Genomic DNA, 16,012 nt, shown 5'->3' with positions numbered 1-16,012 from the left:
ATTTCTACAGTCCTTCTACTCGCAGCACGCCGGTCACGCTGTGGACGACCGTGCTGGTGGTCAGTGCCGCGACCGTTGCGGCGAGATCGGCCTCCCGGGCCTCATGGGTGCCGATCACCAGGGTAGCCGCGGGCGCGCTGCCCGCCTGCTCGGCGTCGGAGGCGACGATCGACTGCTCGATCGTCTCGAGGGAGACCCCGTGCTCGCTGAAAAGGGTGGCGATTCGCGCGAGCACGCCGGGTTCGTCCGCCACCTGGAGGGTGATCTGGTAGCGGGTGGTGACGGCGCTGATGGGCAGCACCGTCAGGTCGGCATTCGTCGACTCTGCCACACCCGGGCCGCCGACGACGTGCCGACGGGCGGCCGAGACCACGTCGCCGAGCACGGCCGAGGCCGTCTGGATGCCGCCGGCGCCGGCGCCGTAGAACATGAGGGGGCCCGCGGCCTCGGCCTCGACGAAGATCGCGTTGTTGGCGCCGTGCACCGCCGCGAGGGGGTGGTCGAGCGGCACGAGGGCCGGGTAGACGCGGGCGGAGACGCCGTCGACGGAAGCCGCGGCGTCGACGATGCGCTCGCAGATGGCGAGCAGCTTGACCACGTAGCCGGCCTTGCGCGCCGCGCGCACGTCGTCGAGCGTCACCTGCGTGATGCCCTCGCGGTGCACCTCGTCGAGCGGGATGCGCGTGTGGAAGGCGAGGCTCGCGAGCAGCGCGGCCTTCTGCGCCGCGTCGAAGCCCTCGATGTCGGCCGTGGGGTCGGCCTCGGCGTAGCCGAGCTCGGTCGCCGTCGCGAGCGCCTCCTCCATGCTCTCGCCGTGGCGGTCCATGCGGTCGAGGATGAAGTTCGTCGTGCCGTTCACGATGCCGAGGATGCGCTCGACGCGGTCGCCCGCGAGCGAATCGCGCAGCGGCCGGATGATCGGGATGGCCCCGCCCACGGCGGCCTCGTAGTAGAGCTGGGCGCCGACCTGCTCGGCGGCCTCGAAGAGCTCGGGGCCGTGGGTGGCGAGGAGCGCCTTGTTGGCGGTGACGACGTCCGCTCCCGAGTTCAGGGCCTGCAGGATGAGCGTGCGCGCGGGCTCGATGCCGCCCATGAGCTCGACGACGATGTCGGAGCCCAGGATGAGGCTCTCGGCGTCGGCGGTGAGCAGCTCGCGCGGGATCTCGGTGTCGCGCGGGGCATCCACATCTCGCACCGCGACGCCCACGAGCTCGAGGCCGGCGCCGATGCGCGAGCCGAGCTCGTCGCCGTGGCGCAGCAGCTGGTCGGCGACCTGGGATCCGACGGATCCGCCGCCGAGGACGGCGATGCGCAGGTTTCGGTACTCGATCACGCGGGGTCTCCTTGTCGTTCGACTGCGGTTGCGGCGTCGGCGCCGGTGCCGGCGCCGGCGAGCACGTCGCGGCGCAGCAGATCCTCCTCCGTCTCGCCGCGCACGATGACGCGGTCGATGCCGTCGCGCACGGCGACGACGGCGGGGCGGGCGAGGTAGTTGTAGTTGCTCGCGAGCGAGAAGCAATACGCACCGGTCGCGGGCACGGCGACGAGGTCGCCGGGGGTCACGTCACCGGGCAGGTAGTCGGCGTGCACGACGATGTCGCCGCTCTCGCAGTGCTTGCCGGCGAGGCGCACGAGCGCGGGGTCGGCGTCGGAGACGCGACCGGCCAGCCGCACGCCGTAGTCGGCGCCGTAGAGGGCTGGGCGGGCGTTGTCGCTCATGCCGCCGTCGACGCTCACGTAGCGCCGCACGGCCGTGCCGCCGCCCTCGAGGCCGACCACGACGTCCTTCGTCGTGCCCACCTCGTACAGGGTCACCCCCGCGGGGCCGATGATCGTGCGCCCCGGTTCGACCGCGATCGCCGGTACCGGGATGCCCAGCTCGCCGCACACGGAGGCCACCGCCTCGGCGAGCCCCTCCGCGATGCGCTCGATCGGCAGCGGGTCGTCGCCCTCGAGGTAGGCGATGCCGAAGCCGCCGCCGAGGTTGAGCTCGGGAACCTCGCCGCCATCGAGCAGGGTCGCGTGCAGCGCGAGCAGGCGCCGGGCCGCTTCGAGGAACCCGTCGACGACGAAGATCTGCGAGCCGATGTGCGAGTGCAGCCCGAGGAACCGCAGGTGCGGGGCGTGCGCGCGGATGGCGGCGACCGCGGCGGGCGCCTCGGCGAGCGGGATGCCGAACTTTTGGTCCTCCCGCGCGGTGGCGAGGTACTCGTGGGTGTGCGCGTGCACGCCCGAGTTGATGCGCAGCCGCACGGCCTGCGTGCGGCCGTGCCGCTCGGCCGCCGCGGCGATGCGCTCGATCTCGACGAGCGAGTCGATGACGATCGCGCCGACGCCGACGCCGACCGCGCGGTCGATCTCGCGCAGCGACTTGTTGTTGCCGTGCAGGCCGACCCGTGCGGGGTCGACCCCGGCCGCGAGCACGACAGCGAGCTCGCCGCCGCTCGCGACGTCGATGTTGAGACCGTCGGCCGACATCCAGCGCGCGATCTCGGTGCTGAGGAACGCCTTGCCGGCGTAGTACACCGTGGCGCGGCTGCCGATGGCGGTGAAGGCCGCGTCGAAGGCGCGGCGGGTGCGCACGGCCCGGTGGCGGGCATCCGCCTCGTCGATGACGTAGAGCGGGGTGCCGTGGGATGCCGCGAGCCGCGTCGCCGGGACGCCGCCGATCTCGAGCGCGCCGGTCTCGTCGCGCCGCGCTGACCCGGGCCACACGGCGGCGGCGAGCGCGTTCGCGTCCTCCGGGTGGCGGAGCCGCGCGGGAGCGAGGGGGTTCACGGTCACGGTGCGAGTGCCTGTCGTGAGGAGGGAGGATGCGGGAGGACGGCGGATCGCGCCGACGCCCGAGTTTACGGGACGCCCGGTGGGTGGATCAGCCGCAGGAGCCGGTGCTCGATCCGGCGAGCACGACGCCCTCACCGCCGAGCTCGAGCGCGATGGTCTCGCCGGCGACGACGACCGACCGCAGCGAGATCCCCGCGGGCAGACGCTCGTCGACGCAGATGGTCGGAGCGGCGAGAGCCCCGCCCTCCGCGTCGAGACCGAGCAGCCCGAGCAGATCGCCCAGCGGGACATCGGCGCCGTCGGCGAGCGCGACATCGGTCGGGGTGAGCACGAGCGCGCCGGCCTCGACGCTCGGCTCGAGAGCGACCGTCAGCGGCAGCTCCGCACCGAAGACCGGCAGGGCCGTCGCGAGACGGATGAGCCCGTCCTCGAGCTCGAGGCCCTGGAACGGCAGCTCGAGGAAGCCCTCGCCGGCCGCGCGGACGACCTCCTCGGGCACGGTCACGGTCGCCGAGACCGCGTCGACGGGCTGCGCCGGATCGAGCGGGACCCCGGTGAGGATGAGCGCGAGGTCGCCCTGGAAGGGCGGGACCTCGATGCGATCGGCGGTCACCTCGACCTCGTCGAGACGACCGCCGAGCAGCTGCAGCAGCACGGATGCGCCGGCGATGCGCACGTCGACGGGCTGCTCGGCGGGCAGGGAGAGCGCGGATCGCACCTCGTCGGCGACACGGGCGTCCGCCTGCTGGCGCACGACCGATTCGGCGATGATCGCGGCCACGACGACCAGGGCCACGACCACTCCGAGCACGATGACGACGACGAGCCCGGGGCGACGACGGCGCGGCGGCGCGGAGGTCGGCATCGGGGCGGACGTGGGGGTCGGATCCGAGCCCGTGCTCTCGCTCACTCTCACATCCGCTCGGGGGCGGAGACCCCGAGGAGGTCGAGCCCGTTGCGCAGCACCTGACCGGAGGCGTCATTGAGCCAGAGGCGCGCGCGGTGCACGTCCTCCACTGCGTCGTCGCCCTGCGGGGCCACGCGGCAGGAGTCGTACCAGCGGTGGTACGAGGCCGCGAGCTCCTCGAGGTACCGCGCGACGCGGTGCGGCTCGCGCAGATCGGCGGCCTGAGCGACGATGCGCGGGAACTCCGCGAGAGCACCCAGCAGGATGCTCTCCGACTCCTCCACGAGCGCCTCGGCCGCGAAGCCCTCCTCGCGGCGCACCCCCGCGGCAGCCGCATTGCGCGCGACCTGGTGCGTGCGCGCGTGGGCGTACTGCACGTAGAAGACCGGGTTGTCGTTGGTGCGCTTCTGCAGGACGTCCAGGTCGACGTCGAGATTCGAGTCGCTCGAACTGCGGACGAGCGCGTAGCGGGCCGCATCGACGCCGACGAGCTCGACGAGATCCTCGAGCGTCACGACCGTCCCCGCGCGCTTGGACATCCGCACGGGAGTGCCGCCCTGCACGAGGTTGACCATCTGGCCGATGAGCACCTGCAGCGTCTCGTTCGGCGTGTCGCCGAAGGCCGCGCACATCGCCATCAACCGCTGCACGTAGCCGTGGTGGTCGGCGCCCAGCATGATGATGCAGCGGTTGAAGCCGCGCTCGCGCTTGTTGAGGTAGTAGGCGAGATCCCCGGAGATGTAGGCCGCCTCGCCGTCCGACTTGACGACCACGCGGTCCTTGTCGTCGCCGAACTCCGTGGTGCGGAGCCAGACAGCGCCATCGGCATCGAAGATGTGCCCGAGCTCGCGGAGGCGAGCGATCGCCCGCTCGACGGCGCCGTCCTCGTGGAGCGTGTTCTCGTGGAAGAACACATCGAAGTGCACTCCGAAGTCCGCCAGGCTCTGCTTGATGTCGCCGAACATCAGGTCGACGCCCTCTGCACGGAACGCCTCCTGCAGCTCCGCCGGCTCGAGGGAGGGGAGATCGGCACGGCGCGCCACCACACGATCCGCGATGTCGGAGATGTACTGCCCGCCGTAGCCGTCCTCGGGAGTCGGCTCCCCCTGGTAGGCCGCGACGAGACTCCGCGCGAATCGATCGATCTGCGCGCCGTGGTCGTTGAAGTAGTACTCCCGCGAGACGTCCGCACCCGAGGCGTCGAGGATCCGGGCGAGCGAGTCGCCTACGGCCGCCCACCGCGTTCCGCCCAGGTGGATCGGGCCGGTGGGGTTCGCCGAGACGAACTCGAGGTTGATGACCTGGCCGGCAAGGGTCTCGGTGCGGCCGTAGTCGGCGCCGGCCTCGACGATCGTGCGGGCGAGCATCCCCGCCGCCGCCGCGTCGAGGCGGATGTTGAGGAAGCCCGGACCGGCGATGTCGACGGCGGCGACGCCCTCGATCGCCTGGATGCCCGGCACGAGCTCCTCGGCGAGCGCGCGCGGCGCCAGGCCGATGCGCTTGGCGACCTTCAGCGAGACGCTCGTCGCCCAGTCGCCGTGATCGCGGTTGCGCGGCCGCTCGAGGGCGATGTCGCCGACGCTCAGACGGGCCGCCTCGGCCTCGTCGCGTCGACCCACGGCAGCGGTCACGACGGCGAGCAGGGAGGCGGCGAGGAGGTCGGGATTCACGAGGGTCGATCCTACCGGGCGCGCCGCGGACGGCCGCCGCGGGGAGAGGGCATGATGGCCGCATGACGGGGCGGATGCGGGGTGCGGCGATGGCCGCGATGGTGACGGCGATCGTGCTGAGCGGATGCGTCGGCGACGACGACGCGGCGGAGCCGAGCGCCTCGCCGACGGAGCCCTCGGCGAGCGCCGAGCTCTCGGCGAGCCCGGAGCCCTCGGCCACCCCCGAGCCCTCGCCGAGCGCCCCCGCGGAGCAGCCGGACGCTGCCGCCCTCGTCGCGGTTCCGCTCGGCGTCGGCTGCGATGCCCTCGTGAGCCCGCAGGCCCTCTACGACTTCAACCCCAACGTCGGCACCGACCCCGCCTTCGACCCGGGGGCGTGGGCGCTCGCCCCCGTCGCCGCGCAGCTGCAGGGCTCGGCGTGCGGGTACCTGAACCAGAGCAGCGGGGAGCGCATCGCGGTCTCGGCCGCGCGCGTGGCGCCGGGGAGCGTCGAGGCCCTCGCCGAGCAGGTCGCCTCCCGCGGCGCCGCGTTCCGCACCGCGGGCGCGACGAGCACCCTCGAGGTGCTCGCCGGCGACCGCTGGATCGTCGTCGAGGCGCCGTCGTTCTTCGGCGAGGGCGACCTGCAGCCGCTCGCCGACGCCGCGCGCGCGAGCACCGGGGGCTAGCGGCGGGCCCTGCGCGGTCAGCGCAGGGCGACCTCGGCCGCCGGGTCCTCCTCGAGCGGCTCCGAGGTCTCGGCCTCGACGCGGATGCCGGTGAGCGTCAGCCACGAGCCGTCGTTGGCGAGGAATGCCGTGTCGGCCGAGTCCCGCCCGGTCGCGATGCGGAGCATCCCGGATCGGGGCGCCAGCCCGGTCGCGTCGAGCAGCAGCCACTCGTCGTCGATCGCCACCTCGACGACGGCGTGGAAGTCCATCGGCACGAGCTGCGGCGCGTAGACCGAGACGGTGCGCGCCGGCAGGTCGGTGGCCCGCAGGATCGCGGCGAGCAGGTGCGCGAAGTCGCGGCACACGCCCTTTGCCTGCTCGAGGGTCTCGACGATGCCGTCGGTCGGGCCCGTCGAGCCGGGGCGGTAGTCCAGCGTCTCGCGCACCCAGTCGCGCACGACGCGCACGCGCTCGCGCGGCGGGATCGCCATGAACTCGTCGACGAGCCCGGCCGGCAGCAGGTCGCTGTAGAGCAGATCGGCCTGCGCGTAGCGGCTCGGGCGCACGTGCACGATGCGATCGACGGGCTCGACCCGGCGCGGCGCCGCCCGGCCGGTGACCGTCGCCCGGTAGTCGATCTCCAGGGAGCCCGGGCCCGCCTGCGCGGTGTGCCAGCGCGTGCCGCCGGGCCCGGCGACCTCGGTGACGGCGACGGGATGCCCGTCGAGCGTCACCCGCAGCGACTCCACGAGCTCGGCGGGGCTCGGATCCGCGACCGCCACGGCGAGCACGAGCCCGCTCTCGCCGCTGAGCTCGGCCTGGAGCCGGCTGCCGACCCTGCGCACGAGCGCACCGTCGTGCCGCTCGCCGCCGACGTCCGCCCGCTCCCCCGTCATGCCGTCACTCTGGCACGACGGAAGCCCCCGGGGAACCCGCTAGGCTAGTAGTCACGCCTCCGTAGCTCAGGGGATAGAGCATCAGTTTCCGGTACTGAGGGCCGCAGGTTCGAATCCTGCCGGGGGCGCGACCGCAGTGCACGACGGCCCGTGGATCATGACGATCCCGGGCCGTCGCTGCGTTCCGGGGTGCTGTCGCGCGGCGTTCCGAAGTGCGCATTGCGACGCGGTCGGCGCTGCGGTCAGCGGCCGCGGTTGGCGCGGCGGACCTCCTTGGGGGCCCTGCCCCCGAGGAACGAGCGCCGGGCATCCACCACGAAGCCCTGCCGCAGCGTCTGGCGGCCGATCAGCATGCGGAACCCCATCGCGTCGCGGTTGCTCAGCGTCATCTCGGTCGGCACGACGACGCCGTGGATCGCGACCTCCATGATCACGACGATGCGCTCCTGCGCGTGGCCGGAGGAGCTGCGCACCCGGCGCCGATCGTGCACCGGGCACTCGACCTCGACCTCGTCCTCGTCGCTGTCCTGCCACGGACGGATGCGGAAGCGCACGCGCTCCTCCGCGCCCTCCCCCTCGACGTGCACGTCGTAGGCGTGGATGGTCGAGGTGCGGGCGCCCGTGTCGAGCTTCGCCTTGATCCACGGGATGCCCACCCCGGGCAGGCCGACCCACTCGCGCCACCCCGCGATGGTGGTTGAATGGGCGCTCCTCGTCACGTCACCATCTTGTCAGGGGCTCCCCATGAAGATCGCCATTCTCTCGCGCGCCCCGCAGTCGTACTCGACCGGGCGCTTGCGGACCGCCGCCGTGCAGCGCGGCCACACCGTCAAGGTGCTCAACACGCTGCGGTTCGCGATCGACCTCTCGGGGCCGGAGCCCGACCTGCACTTCCGCGGCCGGCCGCTGTCGAGCTACGACGCCGTGCTCCCCCGCATCGGCAACTCGATCACCTACTTCGGCACGGCCGTCGTGCGGCAGTTCGAGCAGATGGACGTCTTCACGCCCAACACCGCCAACGGCATCAGCAACGCGCGCGACAAGCTGCGCGCGACCCAGATCCTCTCCCGCCACGACATCGCGATGCCCGCGACCGCCTTCGTGCGCAACCGGGCCGATGTGCGCCCGGCGATCGAGCGCGTCGGCGGAGCGCCCGTCGTCATCAAGCTGCTCGAGGGCACGCAGGGCATCGGCGTCATCCTGGCCCCGCAGGTGAAGGTCGCCGAGGCGATCATCGAGACGCTGCACTCCACGAACCAGAACGTGCTCATCCAGAGCTTTATCTCCGAGAGCCGCGGGCGCGACATCCGCGCGCTCGTCGTCGGCGATCGGGTGGTCGCGGCGATGCGCCGCACGGCCGACGGCGACGAGTTCCGCTCGAACGTGCACCGCGGCGGGCGCGTCGAGGCGGTCACGCTCGACCCCGCCTACGAGCGCGCCGCCGTGCGCTCGGCGCAGATCATGGGCCTGCGGGTCGCCGGCGTCGACATGCTCGAGGGCAACGACGGCCCGCTGGTCATGGAGGTCAACTCCTCCCCCGGCCTGCAGGGCATCGAGACGGCGACGAAGCTCGACGTCGCCGGCGCGATCATCGACTACATCGCCCACGAGGTGGCGTTCCCCGACATCGACGTGCGCCAGCGGCTCGCCGTCTCGACGGGCTACGGGGTGGCGGAGCTGGTCGTGCACGCCGGGGCCGACATCGTCGGCACGACCCTCGGCGACTCGGGGATCCTCGAGCGGGACATCACCGTGCTGACCCTCAACCGCGGCACCACCGTCATCCCGAACCCCCGTCGCGGGCAGGTGCTGCAGGCCGAGGACCGCCTGCTCTGCTTCGGCAAGATGGACGAGATGCGGTCGATGACGCCGAGCAGGCGGCGCCGGGCATCCGTGCGCAAGCTGCCCAAGCTGCCCAAGCCGACGCCCGCCGCCTGAGCCGAGGCGCGTCCGCCGCGCCGCTACTGCGCCGCGCGCGGCGCGTGCTCCTCGAGGAACGCGTAGAGCTCCTGATCGTCGACGCCCGGGAAGGTTCCGCTCGGCAGCGGCGAGAGGATGTGCGCGTGCAGCTTCGCGCTCGTCCAGACCTTGCCGCCCCAGCGCCGGCCGAGTGAGCCGTCGGGGCGCTTGCAGCACGAAGGGTCGGGGCAGGTCGACACCCGGCGCTCGGTCGTCTCGCGCCCGCGGAAGAACTTCGCCTGCGCGAACGGCACGCCCACGGTGATCGAGTACTCGTCGGTCGAGCTGGATCCGATCTGCGTCGACTCCCAGAAGGTGCCGTCGGGCGTGTCGGTGTACTGGTAGTACTCGGTCGTGCGCGTCGTGCGGGCGAAGGCCCGGCGCGCGGCGACGTTGCGGCACACCAGCTGGCCCTCGACCGAGCCCGTGACGTCGACCGGCAGACGGAGGCCGTCGTTCTCGTAGGCCTTGTACACGGCGCCGTCGTCGCCGACGCGGAGGAAGTGCAGCGTCAGGTCGAGGTGCGCCGTCGCGAGGTTCGTGAACCGCAGCGCCGCGGCCTCGTGGGTGACGCCGAAGGCGTCGCGGAAATCCTCGACCGCGATGTTGCGGTCGGCCTTCGCCTGGGCGAGGAACGAGATCGACTGGGTGCGGGGCATGAGGCAGGCCGCGGCGAAGTAGTTGATCTCGAGCCGCTGCTGGAGGAACTGCGCGTACGTGCTCGGCACCTCGTGGCCGAGCAGCCGGTGGGCGATCGCCTGCAGCGCCATCGATCGCAGGCCGTGCCCGCCGGGGATCGACGCCGGCGGCAGGTAGATGCGCCCGTTCTCGAGGTCGGTCACCGAGCGCGCGGAGTGCGGCAGGTCGTGCACGTAGACGAGCTCGAAGCCCAGCCGCGTCGCCATGACCTCCACCTCGCGGTGGGTGAGCGCTCCGCTGACGTGGCCGGTCTCGCGCACGGTGCGCTCGGCGAGCTCCTCGATCTCGGGCAGGTGGTTGTCGAGCGTGCGCATGTGCAGGCGCAGCTCGGTGTTCGCCCGCCGCGCCTCCTCGGGGGTGGCGATCGTGCGGCGCTCGCGCGCGACGAGCTCGCGGTGCAGGCCGACGAGCGAGGCGAGCACCTCGTCGCTCATCGAGCGGCCGGGCCGCACGACGGGGAGGCCGAGCGAGCCGTAGAGGGTGGAGCGCTGCGCCCGCTCGAGCTCGACCTCGAGCGCGGCGCGCTCGGTCGGCGGGCTCTCGTCGAGCAGCGCGGCGAGCGGCACGCCGAGCGCCTCGGCGATGCCGGTGAGCAGCCCGATGCGCGGCTCGCGCTTGCCGTTCTCCATGAGCGACAGCTGGCTGCCGGCGACGCCGACGCGCTCGCCGAGCTGGTCGAGGGTGAGATCCGCCTCGGTGCGGAAGTGCCGGATGCGCTGGCCGAGGATCATCAGGTCGCTCATGCCTTGACCATACCGAAAGAAACGCTGATCTTTCGACTGAATCCACCAGAATGGATGCCCGGACCTCATCAGACTGGTCACATCCAGGTTTCCTTGTCGAGAGTGGAGTTCCCCGTGACGCTGATCGAGCATCCCCGCACCGGCCGCGACATGCCCCCGCGCACCGCGGCCTCCCCGGCGGCTCCGGCCCTGCGGCCCTCCGACGTCGTCGCCTGGGTCGATGAGATGACGCTGCTGCTGCAGCCCGACGCCGTGCACTGGTGCGACGGCTCGACCCGCGAGCGGCACGAGCTGCTGCAGGGCCTCGTCGCCGCCGGCACCCTCGAGCAGCTCAACCCCGACCTGCGGCCCTACTCGTTCCTCGCCCGCTCCGACGAGCGCGACGTCGCGCGCGTCGAGGAGCGCACCTTCATCTGCTCCCGGGACGAGGCCGACGCGGGCCCCACCAACAACTGGGCGGAGCCGACCGCCATGCGCGCGGAGCTCACCGAGCTGTTCCGCGGCGCGATGCGGGGGCGCACCCTCTACGTCGTGCCCTTCTCGATGGGGCCGGTCGGATCGCCGATGGCGAAGATGGGCGTGCAGATCACCGACTCCCCTTACGTCGTCGTCAGCATGGGCACGATGACCCGCATGGGCTCCGCCGCCCTCGGTGCGATCGAGCGCGGCGCCGACTGGGTCGCCGCCCTGCACAGCGTGGGCGCCCCGCTCTCTCCCGGCCAGAAGGACGTGCCGTGGCCGTGCAACGAGACCAAGTACATCGTGCAGTTCCCCGAGGAGCGCGAGATCTGGTCGTACGGCTCCGCCTACGGCGGCAACGCCATCCTCGCCAAGAAGGCCTTCGCGCTGCGCATCGCCTCGGTGCAGGCGCGCGACGAGGGCTGGCTCGCCGAGCACATGCTGCTCATCAAGGTGACGGCTCCGACGGGCAAGGCCTACCACCTGGCCGCCGCCTTCCCGAGCGCGTGCGGCAAGACCAATCTCGCGATGCTCACGCCGAGCATCCCGGGCTGGACGGTCGAGACGATCGGCGACGACATCGCCTGGCTGCGCATCGGGGCCGACGGCCGCCTGCGCGCGATCAACCCCGAGGCGGGCTTCTTCGGCGTCGCCCCGGGCACCGGCCCGGCGACGAACCCGACCGCGGTCGAGACCCTCTGGGGCAACACGATCTTCACCAACGTCGCCCGCACCGAGGACGGCGACGTGTGGTGGGAGGGGCTCAGCAAGCACGCTCCTGCGGGCCTGACCGACTGGCGGGGCGAGCAGTGGACGCCGGACTCCGGCCGGCCCGCCGCCCACCCGAACTCGCGATTCACCGTGTCCGCCCAGCAGTGCCCGTCCATCGCGGGCACGTGGGAGGACCCGGAGGGCGTCGTCATCGACGCCATCATCTTCGGCGGCCGCCGAGCCAGCAACGTGCCCTTGGTGGTAGAGGCGCGCGACTGGGATCACGGTGTCTTCATGGGCGCCACGATCGCTTCCGAGCAGACGGCGGCCGCCGAAGGCACCGTGGGCGAGCTGCGCAGGGACCCCTTCGCGATGCTCCCCTTCTGCGGCTACAACATGGCCGACTACTTCGCGCACTGGCTCGCCTTCGGCCGCACGCTGCGCCGCTCGGCGCGGGTGCCCCGGGTGTTCCAGGTGAACTGGTTCCGAAAGGACGCCGAGGGCTCGTTCCTCTGGCCCGGGTTCGGCGAGAACGCGCGCGTGCTGCAGTGGATGGTCGAGCGGCTCGAGGGCAGCGCGAGCGCGGCCGAGACCCCGCTCGGCTCCGTCCCCCGCCCCGGCGAGCTCAACGTCGACGGTCTCGACCTCGACGACGCGGCGCTCGCCGAGCTCTTCGCCGTCGATGCGGAGGCCATGCGCAGCGAGACCGACGACATCGAGCGGTTCTTCGCGACCTTCGGCGATCGGATGCCCGCCGAGCTCGACCGCCAGCTCGCGCTGCTGCGGCACCGCCTCGAGGCCTAGCCCGCTCACCGCTCCGTCTTCCCTCCCGCGCCCTGGCGTGCGAGGGTGGCCGCAGCCCCGGCGGGGGCGACGGCGGAGGGCGGAGCGGTGGCACGCGCGGCGGAGGGCTGGGAGCGGGTGCTCGCGCGCCTCGTCGCCGAGCGCGGCGACGCCCTGCTGCGCTACGCGCACCTGCTGTGCGGCGACGAGGACGACGCCGCCGACCTCGTGCAGTCGGCCCTCGTGACCGCGTTCGGACGCCTGCGCCCCACCACCGATCTCGACCTCGCCGAGACCCGCGTCAAGCGCGCGGTGCTCGCCGCCGCCGTGGACGGCGGGCGGCGGCGCGCCCGCTGGAGACGATCCGCGCACCTGCACCTCGGGCCCGAGGTCGCCTCCGCCGAGTCGGAGCGCGTCGACCGCCGGTACGATCTGCGCGTCGCGCTCGCGCGCCTCAGCCCCCGCGAGCGCGCCTGCGTCGTGCTGCGGTACTACGGCGACCAGCCCGTCGCGGTCATCGCCGCGGAGCTCGGCATCAGCGAGGGCGCCGTCAAGCGGTACGTGAGCGACGCGCTCACCCGGCTCACCGGGGTGCTCGCGGAGGGATCCGACCCGTCGGCCGGCGGACCGCGCGCGCTCGACGACGACGCCACGACCCGAGGAGGCTCCCGTGTCGGATGAGCAGCTGCGCATCGCGCTCGACCGCGCGGCGGAGGGCGCGCCCGGGGCATCCCGCCTCGACGTCGGCGCCGCCGTGCGCGCCAGCCGCGCCCGTCGCCTGCCCGCGCAGCTGCTCGCCGGCACGGCTGCGGCGATGCTCGTGCTCGGCGCCGGAGGGCTCGCGATCGCGGCCCTGCCCGGGGTGGGCGGCGTCATCTCGGCGGCGGACGAGTCGGCCGACGCGCCGACGGCGGGCGAGGCGGACGGCGGGGCGGAGAGCGGGGGCGGCGCCGACAGTGACGGCGGGGTCGGCGGCGGCGGGGTCGATGCCGGCGCGCTGGCGGCGTGCGGCGCGGCACCGCCGGTCGAGCCCGACTCGGGGCTGGAGCTCGTCGTGCGCGCCACCGGGGACGCCGGTCCGGAGGGCATCCCGGTGCGCATCACGCTGCGCGGCACCGCGGAGGCGCCCCTCGAGCTGCGCCTGGTCTCCGAACCGGCTGCGGCGCTCGCGAGCGACGGCCGGATCATCGGACCGGCCGGAACGGATGGCAGCGCAGCGACGCGCTTCGCGCTCGACCCCGGTGCCGAGCGCACCTGGACGGCCCTCGTGCCGACGACCTCGTGCGCGACGGGCGCCCCGCTCGACCCCGCCGCCGTCGAGGGGGCCGCGCTCCTGGCCGCCGTCGCCGTCGAACTGCTCGACGCCGGCGGCGAGGTGGTCGCCGTGATCTCCGAGCCCTCGCGGATCGGCGCCCGATGACGGTGCGGGATGCTCGCGCTCGCGCCGCCCCGCCTGACTAGAATCTCCCGCGACGGCGCTCCGGCGCGGCGCACCCGAGCGGGGTCGCCGCCGACGTCGCCGGATGCGGAAGAGGACGCCATGGCAGGCACAGCTCGCGAGCCGGATCGCACCGCGCCCTCCCTGACGCCGCCGCGCTCCCGCGCCCGGGGCACGGGCCGTGCGCCGCGCCGCCTGCTCGCCGCCGCGGCCGCGCTCGCCCTCGTCGTCGGCGGTGCGCCGAGCCCGGCCCTCGCTTCCGAACCCGTCGACCTCGGCGGCGCCTACGTGCTCGACGAGACGGGGGTGCTCGACGGTCGGATCGAGATGATCGAGGCGGAGCTCGACGCCCTGATCGAGGCGGAGGGGGCATCCCTCTTCGTCGTCGTCACCGATCGCTTCGACGGCACCGCGACGCCCGCCGACTGGGCCGACCGCTCGGCCGTCGTCTCCGGTCTCGGCGACCGCGACGCCCTGCTGGCGATCGCCGTCGACGACCGGGCCTACGCCTACTCGGTCGGGGCGGAGTGGCCCGTCGACGACGCGACCCTCGCCCGCGCGGAGACCGAGGCGCTGCTGCCCGCCCTGCGCGCCGATGACTACGCCGGCGGCGTCATCGCCTTCTCGGAGGCGCTGCGCGGGCAGTCCACCGGTGCGGGCGGGGCTCCCCTGCTGGCGATCGTGGTGCTCGGCGCGGTCGTCATCGCCGTCGTCATCTGGCTCGTGCTGCGGCGGCGTCGGCGCACCGGCGCGGGAGGCGGCGGAGCGCCGGATCGGGAGACGCCCGCCCAGACGGAGGCCCGCGCCTCGCGTCGTCTCGTCGAGCTCGACGACGCCCTCACGACGAGCGAGCAGGAGCTCGGATTCGCCGAGGCGCAGTTCGGGGCCGAGGCGGTCGCGCCGTTCCGCGACGCGGTGCGCGAGGCCCGCGCGCGCGTCGCCGAGGCCTTCCGTCTGCACGGCGGCACCGCCGCCCCCGAGGGCGAGACGGGCGAGCAGCGGCAGGCGCGGCTGCAGCGCGCCGCCGCCCTGTGCGACGAGGCGGATGCCCTGCTCGAGCAGCAGGAGGAGGCCTTCGACGCCCTCCGCGACGTCGAGGCCGGCCTGCCCGAGGCCCTGCCCGCCCTGCGCGCCGCCCACCCCGCCCTGCAGGATCGCGCGCAGGCCGCCGCGCAGCAGCTCGAGGCGCTGCGCACCCGCTTCGCGCCCGCCGCGCTCACCGCGGTCGCCGACGCCGACGCGCAGCAGCAGGGCCTGCTCTCCCTCATCGAGGCGGAGCTCGCCGAGGCCGAGCAGTCGGTCGCGGCCGGCGCGACGGGAGCCGCCGCCGTCGACGTGCGCGCCGCCCAGCTCGCCCAATCGCAGCTCACCGCCTCGCTCGACGGGCTCGAGCGCCTCGCCGCCGAGCTCGACGCCGCCGCCGTCGCGCTCCCCGCCCATCGCGTCGAGCTCGAGCAGGGGATCGCCGCGGCGCGCGGGCTCCCCGCGAGCGAGGCGCTCGCGGCCGCGATCGCCACCGCCGAGGCGGCCCGCGCCGCGACCGATCAGGGGGCCGCCGATCCTCTCGCCGCTGCGCACCGGCTCGTCGAGGCCGATCGCGCTCTCGACGCCGCGATCGACAGCGCCCGCGCGGAGGTCGACCGCCGGGCCGCGGCGGTCGCCGCGCTCGATCGCTCGCTCGCGGCGGCGCGCAGCCGCATCCTCTCCGCCGCCGAGTTCATCGCCGCGCATCGCGGCGCAGTCGGGGCGACCGCCCGGGCCGCGCTCGCCGAGGCGCAGGCGCTGCTCGACACGGCCGTCGCGGCGCAGCAGGCCGATCCCCTCGCGGCGGTCGCCGCCTCGCAGCAGGCCGTCCAGCGCGCGGCCCAGGCTCTCGAGGCCGCGCAGGCCGACGTCGCCTCGCGCCTCGACGGCGCCGAGCAGGGCGGCCTCCTCGGCGGTGCCGGCGGAGGCGGCGGTCTCGGCGGCCTCGGCGGCCTCGGCGGGATGCTGGGCGGCGCGATGGGCGGCTCGCGCGGGGGCAGCGGCATCGGCGACGCCATCATCGGAGGCATCATCGGCGGGCTGCTGAGCGGCGGGGGCGGGTCGCGCGGCTCGGGCGGCTCCGGCTTCGGGGGGCCGTCGTTCGGCTCCTCCCGGCGATCCGGCGGCGGCGGCTTCGGGGGCGGCGGCTTCGGCGGCGGCGCCCGGCGCGCCTCGAGCGGCGGGGGCCGGTCATCCGGTCGCCGCAGTGGAGGCGGCAGATTCTGAGGAGCGCCCGCGAAGCTGGTGCGGGCATCCCGATGCCCCACGACCGGCACCGAGACCCAGACC

13 protein-coding genes and 1 tRNA gene are annotated in these 16,012 nt (G+C 74.0%); 7 read left to right on the top strand and 7 right to left on the bottom strand.

Annotated features, from left to right (window positions below; genetic code table 11):
• Positions 1–4: 4 nt before the first annotated feature.
• From OVN18_RS10260 to argS, 4 genes are all read right to left on the bottom strand, one after another.
• Complete coding sequence (locus tag OVN18_RS10260; protein ID WP_267780688.1) at positions 5–1,333, bottom strand: homoserine dehydrogenase; 1,329 nt, start codon at positions 1,331–1,333, stop codon at positions 5–7.
• Complete coding sequence (lysA, locus tag OVN18_RS10255; protein WP_267780686.1) at positions 1,330–2,784, bottom strand: diaminopimelate decarboxylase; 1,455 nt, start codon at positions 2,782–2,784, stop codon at positions 1,330–1,332. The genes OVN18_RS10260 and lysA overlap by 4 nt, the downstream gene beginning before the upstream one ends.
• Positions 2,785–2,872: 88 nt before the next feature.
• Positions 2,873–3,694 carry an LmeA family phospholipid-binding protein gene (locus OVN18_RS10250; RefSeq protein WP_267780685.1) on the bottom strand — a complete coding sequence of 274 codons (822 nt, stop codon included), beginning with the start codon at positions 3,692–3,694 and terminating at the stop codon, positions 2,873–2,875.
• 2 nt (positions 3,695–3,696) lie between these two features.
• Entirely contained in the window at positions 3,697–5,361 is a 1,665-nt protein-coding gene (argS, locus tag OVN18_RS10245; protein ID WP_267780684.1) for an arginine--tRNA ligase, read from the bottom strand.
• A gap of 62 nt (positions 5,362–5,423) precedes the next feature.
• Here argS and OVN18_RS10240 point away from each other — a divergent pair, with 62 nt between their 5' ends.
• Positions 5,424–6,029 carry a hypothetical protein gene (locus tag OVN18_RS10240; RefSeq protein WP_267780683.1) on the top strand — a complete coding sequence of 202 codons (606 nt, stop codon included), beginning with the start codon at positions 5,424–5,426 and terminating at the stop codon, positions 6,027–6,029.
• Between the two features lie 17 nt (positions 6,030–6,046).
• On the opposite strand, the gene OVN18_RS10235 is transcribed toward OVN18_RS10240, so the two are convergent.
• A complete protein-coding gene (locus OVN18_RS10235; RefSeq protein ID WP_267780681.1) occupies positions 6,047–6,907 on the bottom strand; it encodes a transglutaminase-like domain-containing protein in 861 nt (286 codons plus the stop codon).
• A gap of 55 nt (positions 6,908–6,962) precedes the next feature.
• On the opposite strand from OVN18_RS10235, the gene OVN18_RS10230 reads away from it, so the two are divergent.
• Positions 6,963–7,035, top strand: a tRNA-Arg gene (locus OVN18_RS10230).
• A gap of 114 nt (positions 7,036–7,149) precedes the next feature.
• Here the strand turns inward: OVN18_RS10230 and OVN18_RS10225 are convergent.
• Positions 7,150–7,626 carry an ATP-dependent zinc protease family protein gene (locus tag OVN18_RS10225; protein ID WP_267736927.1) on the bottom strand — a complete coding sequence of 159 codons (477 nt, stop codon included), beginning with the start codon at positions 7,624–7,626 and terminating at the stop codon, positions 7,150–7,152.
• Between the two features lie 25 nt (positions 7,627–7,651).
• On the opposite strand from OVN18_RS10225, the gene OVN18_RS10220 reads away from it, so the two are divergent.
• Positions 7,652–8,845 carry a RimK family alpha-L-glutamate ligase gene (locus tag OVN18_RS10220; protein WP_267736925.1) on the top strand — a complete coding sequence of 398 codons (1,194 nt, stop codon included), beginning with the start codon at positions 7,652–7,654 and terminating at the stop codon, positions 8,843–8,845.
• A 23-nt stretch (positions 8,846–8,868) separates the two neighbouring features.
• On the opposite strand, the gene OVN18_RS10215 is transcribed toward OVN18_RS10220, so the two are convergent.
• A complete protein-coding gene (locus tag OVN18_RS10215; protein WP_267780680.1) occupies positions 8,869–10,308 on the bottom strand; it encodes a helix-turn-helix domain-containing protein in 1,440 nt (479 codons plus the stop codon).
• Between the two features lie 150 nt (positions 10,309–10,458).
• Here OVN18_RS10215 and OVN18_RS10210 point away from each other — a divergent pair, with 150 nt between their 5' ends.
• The 4 genes from OVN18_RS10210 to OVN18_RS10195 all read left to right on the top strand — a co-directional run bounded on the left by OVN18_RS10210 (position 10,459) and on the right by OVN18_RS10195 (position 15,949).
• Positions 10,459–12,282: a phosphoenolpyruvate carboxykinase (GTP) gene (locus OVN18_RS10210; protein ID WP_267783001.1), complete on the top strand. Its 1,824-nt coding sequence runs from the start codon at positions 10,459–10,461 to the stop codon at positions 12,280–12,282.
• A gap of 45 nt (positions 12,283–12,327) precedes the next feature.
• A complete protein-coding gene (locus OVN18_RS10205; protein ID WP_267780679.1) occupies positions 12,328–12,942 on the top strand; it encodes a sigma-70 family RNA polymerase sigma factor in 615 nt (204 codons plus the stop codon).
• Positions 12,932–13,681 carry a hypothetical protein gene (locus OVN18_RS10200; RefSeq protein WP_267780678.1) on the top strand — a complete coding sequence of 250 codons (750 nt, stop codon included), beginning with the start codon at positions 12,932–12,934 and terminating at the stop codon, positions 13,679–13,681. Before OVN18_RS10205 ends, OVN18_RS10200 begins: the two co-directional genes overlap by 11 nt.
• Before the next feature lie 120 nt (positions 13,682–13,801).
• Complete coding sequence (locus OVN18_RS10195) at positions 13,802–15,949, top strand: TPM domain-containing protein (RefSeq protein WP_267780676.1); 2,148 nt, start codon at positions 13,802–13,804, stop codon at positions 15,947–15,949.
• The last annotated feature ends 63 nt before the right edge of the window (positions 15,950–16,012 follow it).

The sequence above is a fragment of the Microcella daejeonensis genome (genome assembly GCF_026625045.1).
In the GTDB taxonomy this organism is placed as follows: Bacteria; Actinomycetota; Actinomycetes; order Actinomycetales; family Microbacteriaceae; genus Microcella; species Microcella daejeonensis.
The sequence above is the reverse complement of the archived record's forward strand: the minus strand, read 5'-3'. Positions and strand labels throughout refer to the sequence as shown.

Coding starts and splice junctions, on each gene's coding strand:
- OVN18_RS10240 (WP_267780683.1), top strand. CDS start 5,424: ATGACGGGGCGGATGCGGGGTGCGGCGATGGCCGCGATGGTGACGGCG.
- OVN18_RS10220 (WP_267736925.1), top strand. CDS start 7,652: ATGAAGATCGCCATTCTCTCGCGCGCCCCGCAGTCGTACTCGACCGGG.
- OVN18_RS10195 (WP_267780676.1), top strand. CDS start 13,802: ATGGCAGGCACAGCTCGCGAGCCGGATCGCACCGCGCCCTCCCTGACG.
- OVN18_RS10215 (WP_267780680.1), bottom strand. CDS start 10,308: ATGAGCGACCTGATGATCCTCGGCCAGCGCATCCGGCACTTCCGCACC.
- OVN18_RS10210 (WP_267783001.1), top strand. CDS start 10,459: ATGCCCCCGCGCACCGCGGCCTCCCCGGCGGCTCCGGCCCTGCGGCCC.
- OVN18_RS10235 (WP_267780681.1), bottom strand. CDS start 6,907: ATGACGGGGGAGCGGGCGGACGTCGGCGGCGAGCGGCACGACGGTGCG.